At 66.9% G+C, this 14,849-nt stretch carries 21 protein-coding genes; 14 read left to right on the top strand and 7 right to left on the bottom strand.

Annotated elements, in window-relative coordinates:
- Positions 1 to 9 precede the first annotated feature (9 nt).
- The gene (locus E2K76_RS01810) at positions 10 to 876 is read right to left on the bottom strand and encodes a SctD/MshK family protein (protein WP_169053173.1); all 867 of its coding nucleotides are present in this window, start codon (positions 874 to 876) and stop codon (positions 10 to 12) included.
- 60 nt (positions 877 to 936) lie between these two features.
- Entirely contained in the window at positions 937 to 1,095 is a 159-nt protein-coding gene (locus E2K76_RS20235; RefSeq protein WP_169053174.1) for a hypothetical protein, read from the bottom strand.
- 193 nt (positions 1,096 to 1,288) lie between these two features.
- On the opposite strand from E2K76_RS20235, the gene E2K76_RS01815 reads away from it, so the two are divergent.
- The 12 genes from E2K76_RS01815 to sctT are packed head-to-tail and all read left to right on the top strand — an operon-like array spanning position 1,289 to position 8,693.
- Positions 1,289 to 1,882, top strand: a complete 594-nt coding sequence (locus E2K76_RS01815; RefSeq protein WP_136682552.1) for a type III secretion protein — start codon at positions 1,289 to 1,291, stop codon at positions 1,880 to 1,882.
- Positions 1,883 to 1,894: 12 nt separating this feature from the next.
- The gene (locus E2K76_RS01820) at positions 1,895 to 2,107 is read left to right on the top strand and encodes a hypothetical protein (protein ID WP_136682553.1); all 213 of its coding nucleotides are present in this window, start codon (positions 1,895 to 1,897) and stop codon (positions 2,105 to 2,107) included.
- A 46-nt stretch (positions 2,108 to 2,153) separates the two neighbouring features.
- Positions 2,154 to 2,561 (top strand): hypothetical protein, encoded by a 408-nt coding sequence (locus E2K76_RS01825; RefSeq protein ID WP_220432158.1) that lies wholly within the window; start codon positions 2,154 to 2,156, stop codon positions 2,559 to 2,561.
- A complete protein-coding gene (gene sctJ / locus E2K76_RS01830; RefSeq protein ID WP_136682554.1) occupies positions 2,561 to 3,322 on the top strand; it encodes a type III secretion system inner membrane ring lipoprotein SctJ in 762 nt (253 codons plus the stop codon). Before E2K76_RS01825 ends, sctJ begins: the two co-directional genes overlap by 1 nt.
- A complete protein-coding gene (locus tag E2K76_RS01835) occupies positions 3,319 to 3,822 on the top strand; it encodes a hypothetical protein (protein ID WP_136682555.1) in 504 nt (167 codons plus the stop codon). Before sctJ ends, E2K76_RS01835 begins: the two co-directional genes overlap by 4 nt.
- The gene (locus E2K76_RS01840; RefSeq protein ID WP_136682556.1) at positions 3,819 to 4,376 is read left to right on the top strand and encodes a FliH/SctL family protein; all 558 of its coding nucleotides are present in this window, start codon (positions 3,819 to 3,821) and stop codon (positions 4,374 to 4,376) included. Before E2K76_RS01835 ends, E2K76_RS01840 begins: the two co-directional genes overlap by 4 nt.
- Positions 4,373 to 5,674, top strand: coding sequence for a FliI/YscN family ATPase (locus E2K76_RS01845; RefSeq protein WP_136682557.1), 1,302 nt, complete (start codon positions 4,373 to 4,375; stop codon positions 5,672 to 5,674). The genes E2K76_RS01840 and E2K76_RS01845 overlap by 4 nt, the downstream gene beginning before the upstream one ends.
- Positions 5,671 to 6,084, top strand: a complete 414-nt coding sequence (locus E2K76_RS20240; RefSeq protein ID WP_169053175.1) for a hypothetical protein — start codon at positions 5,671 to 5,673, stop codon at positions 6,082 to 6,084. Before E2K76_RS01845 ends, E2K76_RS20240 begins: the two co-directional genes overlap by 4 nt.
- Positions 6,077 to 6,961 carry a FliM/FliN family flagellar motor switch protein gene (locus E2K76_RS01850; RefSeq protein WP_169053176.1) on the top strand — a complete coding sequence of 295 codons (885 nt, stop codon included), beginning with the start codon at positions 6,077 to 6,079 and terminating at the stop codon, positions 6,959 to 6,961. The genes E2K76_RS20240 and E2K76_RS01850 overlap by 8 nt, the downstream gene beginning before the upstream one ends.
- Complete coding sequence (sctR, locus tag E2K76_RS01855; RefSeq protein WP_136682559.1) at positions 6,958 to 7,614, top strand: type III secretion system export apparatus subunit SctR; 657 nt, start codon at positions 6,958 to 6,960, stop codon at positions 7,612 to 7,614. The genes E2K76_RS01850 and sctR overlap by 4 nt, the downstream gene beginning before the upstream one ends.
- Positions 7,615 to 7,616: 2 nt before the next feature.
- Entirely contained in the window at positions 7,617 to 7,886 is a 270-nt protein-coding gene (locus E2K76_RS01860; RefSeq protein WP_136682628.1) for an EscS/YscS/HrcS family type III secretion system export apparatus protein, read from the top strand.
- Positions 7,887 to 8,693 (top strand): type III secretion system export apparatus subunit SctT, encoded by an 807-nt coding sequence (gene sctT / locus E2K76_RS01865; protein ID WP_136682560.1) that lies wholly within the window; start codon positions 7,887 to 7,889, stop codon positions 8,691 to 8,693.
- A 3-nt stretch (positions 8,694 to 8,696) separates the two neighbouring features.
- Here the strand turns inward: sctT and E2K76_RS01870 are convergent, their stop codons facing one another.
- The gene (locus E2K76_RS01870) at positions 8,697 to 9,143 is read right to left on the bottom strand and encodes a hypothetical protein (protein ID WP_136682561.1); all 447 of its coding nucleotides are present in this window, start codon (positions 9,141 to 9,143) and stop codon (positions 8,697 to 8,699) included.
- Between the two features lie 107 nt (positions 9,144 to 9,250).
- Complete coding sequence (locus E2K76_RS01875) at positions 9,251 to 10,195, bottom strand: DMT family transporter (RefSeq protein WP_136682562.1); 945 nt, start codon at positions 10,193 to 10,195, stop codon at positions 9,251 to 9,253.
- 71 nt (positions 10,196 to 10,266) lie between these two features.
- Here E2K76_RS01875 and ade point away from each other — a divergent pair, with 71 nt between their 5' ends.
- Positions 10,267 to 11,958 carry an adenine deaminase gene (gene ade, locus E2K76_RS01880; RefSeq protein ID WP_136682563.1) on the top strand — a complete coding sequence of 564 codons (1,692 nt, stop codon included), beginning with the start codon at positions 10,267 to 10,269 and terminating at the stop codon, positions 11,956 to 11,958.
- Here ade and E2K76_RS01885 read toward each other — a convergent pair.
- Positions 11,955 to 12,512, bottom strand: coding sequence for a YqgE/AlgH family protein (locus E2K76_RS01885; RefSeq protein ID WP_136682564.1), 558 nt, complete (start codon positions 12,510 to 12,512; stop codon positions 11,955 to 11,957). The genes ade and E2K76_RS01885 overlap by 4 nt on opposite strands.
- A 186-nt stretch (positions 12,513 to 12,698) precedes the next feature.
- Here E2K76_RS01885 and E2K76_RS01890 point away from each other — a divergent pair, with 186 nt between their 5' ends.
- The gene (locus tag E2K76_RS01890) at positions 12,699 to 13,436 is read left to right on the top strand and encodes a protein-disulfide reductase DsbD domain-containing protein (RefSeq protein WP_246032853.1); all 738 of its coding nucleotides are present in this window, start codon (positions 12,699 to 12,701) and stop codon (positions 13,434 to 13,436) included.
- A gap of 63 nt (positions 13,437 to 13,499) precedes the next feature.
- Here E2K76_RS01890 and moaB read toward each other — a convergent pair whose 3' ends face one another.
- A complete protein-coding gene (moaB, locus tag E2K76_RS01895) occupies positions 13,500 to 14,063 on the bottom strand; it encodes a molybdenum cofactor biosynthesis protein B (RefSeq protein ID WP_169053177.1) in 564 nt (187 codons plus the stop codon).
- Positions 14,027 to 14,794, bottom strand: a complete 768-nt coding sequence (locus E2K76_RS01900; RefSeq protein ID WP_136682567.1) for a uracil-DNA glycosylase — start codon at positions 14,792 to 14,794, stop codon at positions 14,027 to 14,029. Before E2K76_RS01900 ends, moaB begins: the two co-directional genes overlap by 37 nt.
- Between the last annotated feature and the right edge of the window lie 55 nt (positions 14,795 to 14,849).

The following is a 14,849-nucleotide window of genomic DNA, read 5'->3' on the forward strand; positions in this document are numbered from 1 at the left end:
CGGGGAAGGTCATAGGGTCAGCCGAAAGTCCTTGCCGTCGCGCGATACGGTGATTGCGCCTGCCTCGATGGATTTCAGCATCCAGCCCTGCTGAAGTGCAGCACCGGGATAGCGGCGCTCGCCCCGTGCATCGACGATATAGGGGTCCGCACCGAACCAGACGGCCTGGAACGCGAATTTCGGCGGGGTGGCGGGGGCGGCGACGGTCACGTTGCCGGACAGCACGTTGCGCCCGCCATAGGTGCCGTCGAACCAGCGTTGCACTTCCGTCCATTTGGGCGAGTCTGCCTCGGTCACGCTGCCCGAAACCGCAAGGTGATGGCCGTTCGCGATGACGGTCAGGTCCAGCCCCGCCGCCGCGATCCGCTCGCGCAGCCGATCTGCGGCGTCGGTGTCGGTGACGATGGCGGGGGCTGCGGGTGCAGGCAGCTCGCGCGGGGCGGTCGCCACGCCGAAACCGCTGGATTGCGTGGCGATCAGAACCGCCAGCACCGCCAGCAATGCCGAGGCGAGGCCGACGATCATCCGCCGCCCGTCCGGCACGGCATTGCGCTTGATCTCGAACCGCGCATCGCCCAGCGCCAGCGTCACGGGAAGCGTCGTGCGGCAGCCATGGCCACGCTGGACCGGCTGTCGCCCTTCGATCATCACAGTGCCGCCAAGCGCATCGACGGCCACCTGCCGCCCATAGAAGCGCAGACGCAGATGGTCCGGCGCAATCTGGCGGTCGGCCAGCACCACGTCGCAGCCGGGACCAGAGCCGATCATGCAGCTGTCGCCCGCGATGGGGGTCACGACGCCGCGATGCAGCCCGTCCAGCACGTTCAGCATAAGCCCGCCGCGGGGGGCGGTCGCAACATGTGTCATGGCGGTCATGGGCAAATGAAATCCGTAAAATAAATGCAGGCGGCGCAGCGCCGCCTGCATTTTGAAAAATTAGTTCTGCGGGCGCTGTTTGGTTGCGTCCAGCTCGGTCTTCTTCTCGGTCGTGATCTCGGTGATCTTGGCCGATTTCTCGATGGCAGCGTCGAAAGCGGCTTCCATCTTGGCGATTGCTGCGTCGGCGCCGCCGGACGAAACGGGAGGGGTTGCCATTGGTGTCACTCCATTCAGGTTTTCACACGACGGGCTGCCGACACGTTCTGCATCAGCCCCGAGCATTTCGGGCCGTCGCGGGCAAAAAATCGGATTTGTGTGAAAGTTTTACGTATAGTTTCGACAAGTTAGCGATAATCCGCCCATCGCAGTTTGTCATAAAACTGCATAAAATTTGTGGTCCCACCGGGGCATGACCTTCGTTCCGCGATCCCTGCAGGCCGCCGTCGCCTTGCTTTCGACGTTGCTTGCCAGCCCTGTGCTGGCCGTGCCCGCATGGTCGGACGCGCCCTATGACTATGTCGTCCTGGATCAGGATATCCGCGCCACATTCACCGATTTCGGACGCAATCTTGGCATCGCCGTATCGCTGTCGGACACCGTCAAGGGGCGGGTGCGCGGGCGCGTCGATGCGACCACGGCGGGCGAGTTCCTTGACAGCCTGAGCGATTCGAACGGGCTGAACTGGTATTTCGACGGCGCGGTGCTGCATGTCAGCGCGGCGTCCGAATATGCCACGCGCACCGTGCCCATCGGGAGTTTGCGCAGCGAGGATGTAATTGCGGGACTGGACCGGCTGGAGATCGCCGACGACCGTTTCGACATCCGCGGCGGCACCGGCGTCGTCTCGGTTTCCGGGCCGCCCGCCTTTGTCGCGGCGGTGCGCGATTACGTGCAGAACATGCAGCCCGCCCCGGCGGCGCCCGATCAGGACCACCCAAACGTCCGCGTCTTTCGCGGCCGTATCGGCGGCGAAACCGTCGCAACTGCCATCCCCAACCCGTGAAAGGACACAGACATGGCGACGACCCCGATCTCCGGCGCTGATGGCGTCACCTCCGCCTCCGGCGACGAAGCCGCCTTCGACAAGGCCATCGAGAATGCGCAGGGCGGCGAGATGACGCCCGAACTGGAGGAGATGATGATCGAAGGCGCCGTCACCATCGGCGGCCAGATGATCATCATGCCGCGCGCCAATGACATCCTGAACGAGGCGATGTCGGACGAATGAGACCGGATCGGGGGCCATGCCCCCGTCCACCGCGCAGGAGACAAACATGACCATCGAAGCCATCGCCGCCCCCACGGACGCGGTTCAGACGCAGAACCTGTTCGAACATGCCGCCGCGAATGCCCAAGGGCTGTCGCAGGGCGCCGGCCCGCAGCAGCTTGGCGGCGAGGTCATGCAGAACCTGCAGGGCTATATCGAACGCAGCGGCAGCCTTGCCGACCGCACGCGCGAGCTGTCGCAGCAGCCAACCGGCAGCGCGCTGGTCAGCCTGCCATCCGGACATATGCCGACCCTTCCCGCGCAGCCCGACGCGGCACCCGTGAACGACAGCCAGATGGACCGCGCGATCCAGTCGCTTGGCCTGATGTTCGATCACGCGATCGAAACGCAGCTTGTCGTGCGCGGCGCGACGCAGGTTTCCGGCGCGGCCAACACGCTTCTGCGCGGCCAGTGATGCGCGCCAGACTTGCCTTGGCCGCACTGGCCCTCCTGACCCTCTCGGCCTGCCGCGAAGATCTTTATACCAATCTGGACGAGCGTGAAGCGAACCGCATCGTCGCCGTGCTGGAACGCAGCGGCATCCCCGCCAACCGCCTGATGCAGGACGACGGCGCCATGACCGTCCGCGTGGACGAGGCCCGCTTTGCCGAAGCCGTCGCGCTTCTGGAACAGGCCGGGCTGCCGCAGCAGAAATTCGCCTCCATGGGCGAAGTGTTCCAGCAGGACGGGCTTGTCGCCTCGCCCATGCAGGAGCGCGCGCGGATGCTGTTCGCGCTGTCCGAGGAACTGTCGCGCACCGTGTCCGAAATCGACGGCATCCAGGCGGCCCGGGTCCATATCGTGCTGCCCGAGAACGATCCGCTGCGGCAGGGCGCGCAGCCGTCCTCGGCCTCCGTTTTCGTGCGGCACGATGCGGGTCTGGACGTCGCCACGCTGATCCCGCAGATCAAGACGCTGATCGCCAACGGCATTGCGGGGCTGACCTATGACAAGGTGTCGGTCGTGCCGGTGGTGGCCGCGGCGCGCCTGGACCCGACCGTGCAACCCTTGGCGAATGTGCTGGGCATCTGGGTGCTGGAGACCAGCCGCGCGCGCCTCGTCGCGCTTTTGACCGCGTTGGCGGGGCTGTCGGCGGTCTTGGGCGCGGCGCTTGGCTGGATGGTCTGGCGCAAGCGTGGGCAGGCCGAGACCTACTTGCTTGAGGTTCGCAAGTGACGCCGCATCCCGCCCGCCTTGCCGCCGCCTTCGATCCCCCCATCCCCGTCGATGTCGCGGCAAAGCTGCTGGTGCAGCCGCGTTTCGCAAGCCGGATCGCCGTCATGCTGGACAGCGGCGACGCCCCCGCCCGCACGGTGCTGGAGGGGATCGCCAAGCGCGCCGGTGCGGTGCTTTATGCCCGCAGCTTCGTGCGCGAGATCCGGGGGCCCGTGATCGCCGACCTGTCCGCACGGCTTGGCCCGGCGCTGGACGATGCCCGCGCGCATGTGGATCTGGGCTGGGACAGGATCGCACCAACCGACCCAGATGCGCTGGCGACGGCTATCGACAACGCGGGCACTGCCTGCCTTGCCGCATGGCTGGCGGACCTGCCCGATGCGGAACGCCGCCGCATCGCGCTGCAATGGCCCTGCGATGGCGGCCTGCCCCACACGGATGACGACGAGATCCTGACGCTCGGCCCCCGCATTTTTTGCCGCCTGATGGACACGGAATGACCCTGCCCGACCGCCCCACCGCCCGCGTGATCCGCGCCGCCGAGGCCGAGGCGTGGCAGGACGGTTTCGCCTTCCTGTCCCGCGCCAAAGACGAGGCCGCCGCCCTGCGCGCCACGGTCGATGCCGAAATCGCCGCCGCCCGCGACGAAGGTCGCGCCCATGGCCGCCAGCAGGGCGAGACCGACGCCGCCACGCTTCTGCTTGCCACCCAAGCGCAGGTGGACCGCTATCTTGCTGGCATCGAGCCGCAACTGGTCGATCTGACCTTCCGCATCATCGACCAGATCCTCGACGGCGCGACGGATGCCGAACTGATCGCCCGCGCAACCCGCCGCGCGCTGCAAACCTTTCGCGGGACCGAGGCGATCACCCTCTCGGTCCCCGAACCCGCACTGGCCGAGGTGGAGGCGCAGCTTCGGGGGCTGGACCTGCGCGTCACCGCGGACCGCCACCTGACGGGCCGTCAATGCATCCTGTCCAGCCCGGCCAGCAGCATCGACATCAGCATCGACGCCCAGCTTCAGGCGATCCGCACGGCCATGGGCGCGGCATGAGCCAGCTTGACACGATCCTTCCGCGCCTTGCCCGCGCCGCCGCAGCGACCGATCCCCGACCCATGCGCGGGCGCGTGCGCGAGATTCGCGGCATCCTGATCCACGCCAGCCTGCCCGCCGCCCGCATCGGCGAATTGTGCCACCTGCGCGATCCCGTGACGGGCCGGATGGTCCCGGCCGAGGTGATCGGATTTCAGGACGATCTGGCCATCCTTGCCGCCGTGGGCGATCTGGAAGGGCTTTCGAGTCGCTGCGAGGTGATCCCGACCGGCCGCCCGCTGCATATCCCCGTGGGCAGCGCGCTTCTGGGCCGGATCATCGACCCGATGGGCCAGCCGCTGGACGGCGCACCCATCGACGGCGCACCGCAGCCCGTCCATCGCGACCCGCCCGACGCCCTGTCGCGCCAGATCATCCACCAACCCCTGCCGCTTGGCATCCGCGCCATCGACGGATTGGTGACGGTCGCGCGGGGTCAGCGCGTCGGCATATTCGGCGCGCCCGGCACAGGCAAATCCTCGCTTCTGTCGGCCATCGTGCGGGGAACGGCGGCGGATGTCATCGTCATCGGCCTGATCGGAGAGCGCGGGCGCGAGGTGCGCGAATTGTTGGAGCGCCACCTCCCCCCCGAGGCGCGCGCCCGCACCGTCACCGTCGTCGCCACGTCGGACCGCCCCGCGATTGAACGGGTCAAGGCCGCCTATACCGCGACGACGGTGGCCGAACATTTCCGCGACCTTGGCCATGACGTGCTGTTGCTGATGGATTCGGTCACCCGCTTTGCCCGCGCCCAGCGCGAAGTCGGGTTGGCCGCGGGCGAGCCGCCGACGCGGCGCGGCTTTCCGCCCTCGTTCTTCTCGGCCCTGCCCCGGCTTCTGGAACGAGCGGGACCCGGAGAGCGCGGGTCGATCACCGGGCTCTATACCGTGCTGACCGAGGGCGACGCATCGCTGGACCCGGTGGCCGAGGAGACGAAGTCGATCCTCGATGGTCATATCGTGCTGTCGCCCGATCTGGCCCAACGCGGGCATTTCCCCGCCATCGACATCCTGCAAAGCCGCTCGCGCTTGATGAACGCCGTCGCCCCGGCACGGCAGCAGGAACTCGCGACCGACATCCGCGACGCGCTGGCCACGCATGACGAAATGAAGCTTCTGCTGCGGATCGGCGAATATAGCGCTGGCAGCGATGCCAGGGTGGACCGCGCCATCGCGCTCGTCCCTGCCATCGAAGCCTTCCTGCGCCAATCCGGCCCGGCGGGCGATACGCTGGCGCAGATGGAGGCGATCTTCGCATGACCGACCTGCGCCCCCTTCTGCGCCTGCGCGCCTTGCGCGAGACCCGCGCCGCCCACGCCGCAGCGATGGCCGAGGCGCGCCTTGCCGCCGCCCGTGCATCCGAAGCCGAGGCGCTGGCGTCCATCGCGCGTCACGACCGGAACGCCGCCGCACAGGACGCCATGCTGCATGACGCGATGATCGCTCGCGGCTTCACCATGGCCGACCTGACCGATGCCGATATCCGCGCCCGGCACGCATCGCACCACCGCGAAGCCTTGGCAGAGACGCATCGCGCCAGCGCCAGCAGCGTCGAAGATGCCCGCATCGATGCCGACGCACGGCAGCGCGACCTGCGCCGCGCTGTTCTTGGCCATGAGAAGCTGCGCCTTGCGACGCCCCGCCCCGCCGACGAGGACACCGATGACTGATTTCAAACCCGGCGTGGCGCAGCTTGCCAAGGCGCTGGCCGATTCCACGCCAGTGCAATCGGTCCGCAGCCTTCCCCTGCCGTCGCGGGGCGCCGTTCTGAATTTCGGTCCTTGGCGCGAACTGCCCGAAACGGCGCGTCACGGCTTTTCGGTCGGCGGCCAGACGGCGGTTCTGGAAATCCCGCCAGAGACGATGGACTGGATTCTGGAGCCACTGAACACTCCGCGCCCCGTCGATGCCGCGCAGCAGGGCATGCTTCTGGAACTCGCCTGTCTTGACCTGCTGACCATGATCGAGGCTGAACTGGGCGCCATCCAACCGGGCGATCGCGATCTGCCCCCGGTCGCCTTCGACGTTGCCATCGGCGCGCTGCATCTTTCGCTGCACCTGTCGGCGCCGCTGGCACAGGCGCTGGAAGATCTGATGGAGGCGCCGGAGCTGCCCGATCCCTCGGGCGTGGCGGTGCCCGTCACGCTTCGGCTGGGCCAGCAATTCCTGACGGCGGCGGAAATCGCCGACCTTTCCCCCGGCGATGTGATCCTGCTGGAGCCCGGCCCCGCGCGGCTTCTGGCGGGGGATGGGTTCGCCGCCGCGGTCGCATTGACCGACAATGGCCCGGTGGCGCAAACGGACCTGCTGCCCCTGCCCGCCGCCTATCCCGAGCCGCCTGTCTGCTTCGACCTGGCCGCCGCGCAGATGACGCTGGCCGACCTGAACGCGCTGGAACCCGGCGCGGTGCTGCCCCTTGCCTGCTTTGCCGATACCGCCTGCGATCTGGTGATCGGCGGGCGCGTCCTGGGGCGCGGCACGCAGGTTTCCATCGGCGCGGGCGCGGGTATCCGCATCCTGCATCTTTTCGACGCGAAGGCCCGATGACCGAATTCCAACCCAACCTGCTGGCCATTATCATCGTCATCTCGACCATCGGGCTTTTGCCGCTGGCGATCGTGACGATGACGGGGTTCCTGAAGATCTCGGTCGTGCTGTTCCTGATCCGCAACGCGCTGGGCGTGCAGCAATCGCCGCCCAACCTCGTGCTGTATGGCATCGCGCTGATCCTGACCGTCTATGTCACGACGCCGCTGGTCGGGAACATGTATCTGGCGATGGAGGCCAACCCGATCCGGATCGACACGCTGGACGGCATACTCAGCGCGGCCGACGCGCTGGCCGCCCCCTTGCGCGATTATCTGGAGCGGTTCGCGGATGAACGCGAGCGGGCCTTCTTCATGGAGGCATCAAGCAGCGTCTGGTCGCCCGAGGCGCGCGCCGCGCTGAACGACGACGATCTGATCGTGCTGATCCCGGCCTTCGTCGCATCCGAACTGACCCGCGCGTTCGAGATCGGGTTCCTGCTCTATATCCCCTTCCTTGTCGTCGATCTGATCGTGGCGAACGTGCTGATGGCGATGGGGATGATGATGGTGTCGCCCACGCTGATCTCGATTCCGCTGAAGATCTTCCTGTTCGTCGCGGTCGAAGGGTGGTCGCGCCTGATGCACGGCCTGATCCTCAGCTACGGAGGCTGATGATGGGACAGGAAATCTTCCTTGCCGAGATGAACCGCGCGCTGATGACGGTGCTGATGGTGTCGGCACCGGCGCTTCTGGTCGCCATCGTGATCGGCGTCGCGGTCGGCCTGTTCCAGGCGCTGACGCAGATCCAGGACCAGACGCTGCCGCAGGCGGTGAAGCTGATCGCGGTGATGTTGGTCGTGATCTTCGCGGGCAGCCTGATGGCGGTGCAGGTCGGCGCGCTGGCCAGCCGGATGCTGGACATCTTTCCGCAGATCACCCGCTGAATGGAACTGGGCGCGATCACCGCGATCCTGACCGAGGTGGCCTATCCGCTGCTGGTTGCCATCTCGGTCGGGATGGCGCGGGCGATTGGGATGATCATGCTGACGCCCGCCTTCATGCGGCTGGGCCTGACGGGGATGATCCGCTCCGCCGCCGCCTTCGCCATCGCATTGCCGGTGGTGCCCGCCGTCTTCGCATCCACGGTCGAATTGCCGACGGCGTTCGAGCTTGCCGGGCTCGTCGCCAAGGAAACAGCCATCGGCGCGGTGATCGGCATTGCCTTCGGCATCCCGTTCTGGGCCGCCGAGGCCGCGGGAGAGTTGATCGACCTTCAGCGCGGATCGACCATGTCGCAGCTTGTCGATCCGCTGTCGTCCGGCGAAACCTCGGTCACGGCAACGCTGCTGAGCGTGACCATCGTGGCGCTGTTCTTCATGTCCGGCGGGTTCCTGTTCCTGCTCGGCGCGTTCTATGGCAGCTATGAATTGTGGCCCGCGACCAGCTTCGCCCCGGTGATCGGCGATGCCGCCCCCGCCGCGATCCTGTCCGTGCTGGACCGCATCCTGCAGATCGCGCTGGTCCTGACCGGCCCGATCGTCATCGCCATCCTGATCGCCGACGTGATGATGGCGTTCCTGTCCCGCATGGCGCCGCAGCTGCATGTGTTCGACCTTTCGCTGGCGATCAAGAACCTGCTCTATTCGCTGTTGATCGTGCTGTATCTGACCTTTCTGACCCCGCTGATGTTCGACCAGATCGCGGGGTTGCAAGGCGGGCTGGAGACGCTGCGCCAGCTCGCCCTGCCATGAGGATCAGTTCTGCGGGCGCTGTTTGGTCGCGTCCAGTTCGGTCTTGGCGACCGTGGTCTTTTCGGTGATTTCCGACGATTTCGCGATGGCGCGGTCGAAGGCGTCTTCCATCTTGGCGATGGCATCGATCGCCGTGCCGTCCAGACCGCCCTTAGCCGCCCATTCGAAGTTCCACACGCCCGAGAAGTCATCCTTGGTCGCGACGTCATGCGTCTCGATCGCGGTGAAGACGTCTTCGTGCTTCAGCATGTAGGACGCGGCGGCGGCGACATCGGCAGGTGCGTTCTGCGCCATCTGCTCCAGATCCTGTTTCGAAATCGCGCCCTTGCCGTTCGCCGCCATGTAATCGGCGATGACCTGGCTGGACTTGGCAATGCTCAGGTTCGATTCGAACGAGTTGCCCGCATTGTTTTGGAACGACGTGGTGACGCCGCCGGTGGTGATCGACATGGGAATCCCCCTAACGCTTTATTAACCCAGCTTTAATGGGGATGTTTTGCGACATGCGGATGAAGACCGCGGCACGGCGGGCGCATTAATCCGCCACGGAACCCGCCTCATCCCTGCGGCGACATCGCCTTGCGCTGGCGGGTCCGCTCCAACCCCAACCGATGCTCGCGCCAGATGATCAGGCAGCCGGCAAAGACCACGACCGCAGCGCCCAGCAGCATCGTCCCGCTCGGCACCTCGGAAAAGACGAAATACCCGATCAGCAGCGCGAACAGCATCGAGGCATAGTCGAACGGCGCCACGACCGAGGCATCGGCCTCGCGATAGCTGGAGGTCAGCAGGATCTGCCCCACCCCGCCCAGAAGCCCGATGATCACCAGCACCGCCGTCTGCCACGGCGTCGGCCAGACCCAACCAAAGGGAATCGTGATCAGCGATGCGACTGTCGAGGTCAGCGAGAAGTAGAACACGATGGCCGACGTCCGCTCCACCAACGCCATCTTTCGCACGAACACCTGCGCCAGCCCGGTAAAGACCGCGCCCGTCAGCGCCAGCATCGCGCCCAACAGCGCCGCCTCCTCGATCGCGCCTTCGGTCAGCGACAGGCGTGGCCACAGCACGATCAGAACACCGACGAAGCCCAGCGCAACGGCGCTGAGGCGGAAGGCACGCACCTCCTCGCCCAGAAACATCGCGGCGAACACCACGGTCAACAGCGGCCCGGCATAGTTCAGCGCCGTCACCTCGGGCAGCGGCAGATAGGCCAACGCGGCGAACCCCAGGCCCATCGCCATCGTGCCCGCCACACCGCGCCAGACATGGCCGATGGGGCTTTCGGCCTTCAGCCCGATCCGCAACTCGCGCCGCCACGCCAGCCAGACCAAAATCACCGGGATCGCGAAGAACGATCGGAAGAACACCGTCTGTCCCGGCGGCACCGTGTCCGACACCGCCTTGACCAGCGCGGACATGACGATGAACACGAGCACCGATCCGAGTTTCAGGGCGATTCCGACCATCGGGCGCGAGGCGGCGGGGGGCAGCGGAGGCATTGGCTTTCCTTGGCTTCTTGGGCAAACAGGACCACTCTCGCGCGGAAGGCGCAACAGGAAAGGATGAAGACATGACCCTCGGCAGCAGGATCGACCAAGGACGCGGCATCATCCGCGCGGATATCGTGCTGAAGGGCGGGCGGGTCTTCGATCTGGTCACGGGGGATCTGGTGCAAACCGACGTCGCCATCTGCGGCGATACCATCGTCGGCGTCTTCGACAGCTATGACGGGGTGCAGGAGATCGACTGCACCGGCAAGATCCTCGTCCCCGGCTTCATCGACACGCATCTGCACATCGAAAGCTCGCTGGTCACGCCATACGAATTCGACCGCTGCGTCGCGCCGCGCGGTGTGACCACCGCCATCTGCGACCCGCACGAGATTGCGAACGTCTGCGGCCTGACCGGGATCCGCTATTTCCTCGATGCCTCGCAGCACACGGTCATGGATATCCGCGTGAACCTGTCTTCCTGCGTGCCGTCCACGCATATGGAAACGGCGGGGGCGGAATTGCTGGCCGCCGACCTGATCCCGCTGATGGACCATCCCCGCGTGATCGGACTGGCCGAGTTCATGAATTTCCCCGGCGTGCTGAACAAGGTGCCCGACTGCATGGCCAAGCTTGAGGCGTTTCAGGGCCGCCACATCGACGGCCACGCCCCCCTGCTGCGCGGGCGCGATCTGAATGGCTATATCGCCGCCGGCATCCGCACCGAACACGAAGCGACGACGGCAGAGGAGGCGCTGGAGAAGCTGCGCAAGGGGATGCGCGTGCTGATCCGCGAAGGGTCGGTGTCCAAGGACATGCACGCGCTGGCCCCGCTGCTGACCGAACGGCACTCGCCCTATCTGTGCCTGTGCACCGATGACCGGAACCCGCTGGACATCGACGAGCACGGGCATCTGGATTACATGATCCGCACGCTGATCGCCCTTGGCCGCGACCCGCTGGCCGTCTATCGCGCCGCCAGCCTTTCCGCGGCCGAGGCGTTCGGCCTGAAGGATCGCGGGCTGATCGCACCGGGCAAGCGCGCCGACATCGCGGTGATCGACACGCTGGAAGGGTGCAACGCCTCGCTGGTGCTGTCGGGCGGCGTTATCGCGGGGCCGGAGGCCTTCGCTGCCCGCACGGTCGTCCCGCCCGTCGCGCGCAACTCGGTCAAGGCGCCGAAGGTCGAACCGCACCATTTCCGCGCCGGCGGCAACCGCGTGGACACACCCGTCATCGGCATCCTGCCCGGCAAGATCATCACCCAGCACCTGACCTTCGACATCGCCCCCACCGATGGCGACAAGCGCCCCGACCTTGGCCGCGACCTGATCCGCATCGCCGTGATCGAACGCCACGGCAAGAACGGCAACCGCGCCACCGGCTTCGTCCATGGCTTCGGGCTGAAACGCGGGGCCATCGCCTCGACCGTGTGCCACGACCATCACAACATCGCGGTCGTCGGCGCGGATTACGACGACATGGCGCTGGCGGCGAACCGGCTGTCGGAAATCGAGGGCGGTTTCGTCGTGGTCGAAGGCGGGCGCGTCCTTGCCGAACTCCCCCTTCCCGTCGCGGGGCTGATGAGCCTCGATCCCTTCGAGACCGTCCGCGATACGCTGATCGAGTTGCGCGCCGCCGCGAAATCACTGGGCGTCACGCTGGAGGAGCCGTTCCTGCAGCTCGCCTTCCTTGCCCTGCCGGTGATCCCGCATCTGAAGATCACCGATCACGGCATGGTCGACGTGGACCGGTTCGAGGTGCTGCCCTAGGCCCGCCCGGCCGTCGCGGACAGCGACATCGGGTCGATCCCCATATGCCGCAGATGGCGCGTCCATTTCGCGCCATCTTCCTCGGCAAAGATCAGATCCGCCGATGCGCGGTCCAGCGTCAGCCAGTCGTTCCGCGCGATCTCCTCCTCCAGCTGTCCCGGCCCCCAGCCGGAATAGCCCAAGGCCAGAATCGCGCGCGACGGCCCCTTCCCCTCGGCCAGCGCCTTCAGGATGTCGGTGGTCGCGGTCATGCCGAAGCCGCCCTCGATCTCCATCGTCGCGCCTTCGGATTCGTAATCGGGCGAATGCAGCACGAAACCGCGCCCCCGTTCCACCGGACCGCCCAGCAGCACGCGGATGTCGCGGCCCTCGGGCGTCTCGGGGATTTCCAGCTGTTCCAGAAGCCCGTGGAAATCCAGATCGCGCGCGGGCTTGTTCACGACCAGACCCATCGCCCCCTCGGGGGAATGCGCGCAGATCAGGATGACGGAATGCGCAAACCGCTCGTCCCCCATGCCGGGCATGGCGATCAGGACGGCTCCGCTCAGGTTCAACTGGTGCTCCATGACAAAGATATGTAGCGCCCCGCGCCCGCGCTCAAGGGCGTGCGTGCAACAGGTCACGCCCCGTCGCCGGAAAGTGACTTTTCATTCCGGTCCACCTGCTTATCCTCTGCCGTCATGTTCAGGCTCGCCCTCCTCGCATCGTTGATATGCGCCCCCTTCGCCGCACGTGCGGAAATGCCCGCCGACATCGTCACGGCGGCGGTGCTGCCGGGTTGGCAAATGCCCGGCGGAACGCGGATGGCGGCGGTCCACCTGCGCCTCGCGCCCGACTGGAAGACCTATTGGCGCAGCCCGGGCGAGGCTGGGATTCCCCCCGAATTCGACTGGTCGGGGTCCGAGAATCTGAAATCCGTCCGCTTCCACTGGCCGCGCCCGACGGTGTTCCACACCAACGGAATGCAGACCATCGGCTACAAGCGCGATCTGGTGCTGCCTGTCGAACTCACGCCCATCGACCCGTCGCGCCCGGTCATTCTGCGCGCCTCGGTCGATCTGGGTGTCTGCCGCGACATCTGCGTCCCCGCCGCCGTGTCGCTGGGTGCCGATCTTACCGGCAAGGGCACGGATGACGCGCTGATCGACGCCGCGCTGCGCGCCCGCCCCGCCACGGCATCCGAGGCGGGCGTCGGTGCCGTCACCTGCCGCATCGATCCCATCGCCGACGGGCTGCGCGTGACCGCCACACTGGACCTGCCCCCCCAAGGCGGCGACGAGGTCGTGGTGCTGGAGCCCGCCGACCCCGCGATCTGGACGTCCGAAGGCGAAACCCGGCGCGAAGGCCGCCACCTCGTCTCCACCGTCGAAATGGTCGCGCCCAGCGGCCAGCCCTTCTCGATCAACCGATCCGCCATGACGGTCACGGTGCTGGGCGATGGCCGCGCGGTGGAAATCAACGGCTGTCCCGGCAATTAGGGCGCGATGGCCGCCCCTGCGGCCCGCCCGAGCGGGGGCTCGATGCCCCCCGAGGGCGCCCCCTCACTTGCGCCGCCGATGCTCCTCGAGCCGCGGCATGATCTCGACGAAGTTGCAGGGCTTGTGCCGGTAATCCAGCTGGAACTTCAGGATCTCGTCCCAAGCATCCTTGCACGCCCCCGGGCTGCCCGGCAGCGCGAACAGATACGTTCCCTGCGCCACGCCCCCCGTCGCCCGGCTTTGCACCGCAGACGTGCCGATCTTGCCCATCGACACCACGGCGAAGATCGTGGCAAATGCCTCGATCTCCTTCTCATACACATCCCGATGCGCCTCGACCGTCACGTCGCGCCCCGTCAGCCCCGTCCCCCCGGTCGAGATCACGACATCCACCGCATCATCCGCACACCACTCACGCAGCCGTGCCGCAATCGCCTCCCGGTCGTCCGGCACGATCGCCCGCCCCGCCAGCAGATGCCCCGCCCCCGTCAGCCGATCGACCAGCACATCGCCGGAACGGTCATCCGCAGGCGTCCGCGTATCCGATACGGTCAGCACCGCGATGCGGATCGGAATGAACTCTCTGTCGCTCACAGCCTCGCCCTCACTTCCAGCAGATCCGCCCATGCCTCGCGCTTGGCGGCCGGGTTGCGCAGCAGATAGGCCGGATGGCACATCGGCATCACCGGCAGCCCGAGCCCCTCGCCCCATTTCCCGCGCAGCCGCGTGATCCCGCGCTGGCCCAGCACCGCATCCGCCGAACAATTGCCGACGACCACCAGCACTTCCGGCTGCGCCAGTTCCACATGCCGCGCAAGAAACGGCTTCATCATCGCAATCTCGCGCGCATCGGGGTCGCGATTCTGCGGCGGACGCCACGGCATGACATTGGTGACGTAGATCGCCTGCTCCAGACCCGGCGCCTCCCGCGACAGGCCGATGGCCGCGAACATCCGGTCCAGAAGCTGCCCCGCGCGCCCGACGAAGGGCCGTCCCGCCGCATCCTCGTCCCGCCCCGGCGCCTCGCCGATGATCATGACCCGCGCACCGGCCCGCCCGTCGCTGAACACGGTGTTCTTCGCGCCCTGCTTCAACTCGCAAAGCGAAAATCCGGCCATCGCTTCGCGCAGCCCGTCCAGATCCTGCGCCGCTGCGGCCAGCGCCCGCGCCTCGGCCACCGGATCGACCTCGGCCGCCACCGCGGGGGCCGCGACGACAGGGGCCGCCTTGGGCACGACCACCTCAAGCTCGTATCGGTTCACCGGGCCGTCGCAGATCGCCTCGGTCGCGCCAAGGTCGAACTGCCACGCAAAGGCGGCGGCGGCAGTTTCCCAATCCATTTCTTCGGCGCGAGTCATGGCCCTGAAACTATGCCCCCGCCCGCGCAGGGACAAGCCGACTTGTCCCATGCCT

Origin of the sequence: Falsirhodobacter xinxiangensis (assembly GCF_004959935.1) — a bacterium.
Lineage (GTDB): Bacteria > Pseudomonadota > Alphaproteobacteria > Rhodobacterales > Rhodobacteraceae > Falsirhodobacter > Falsirhodobacter xinxiangensis.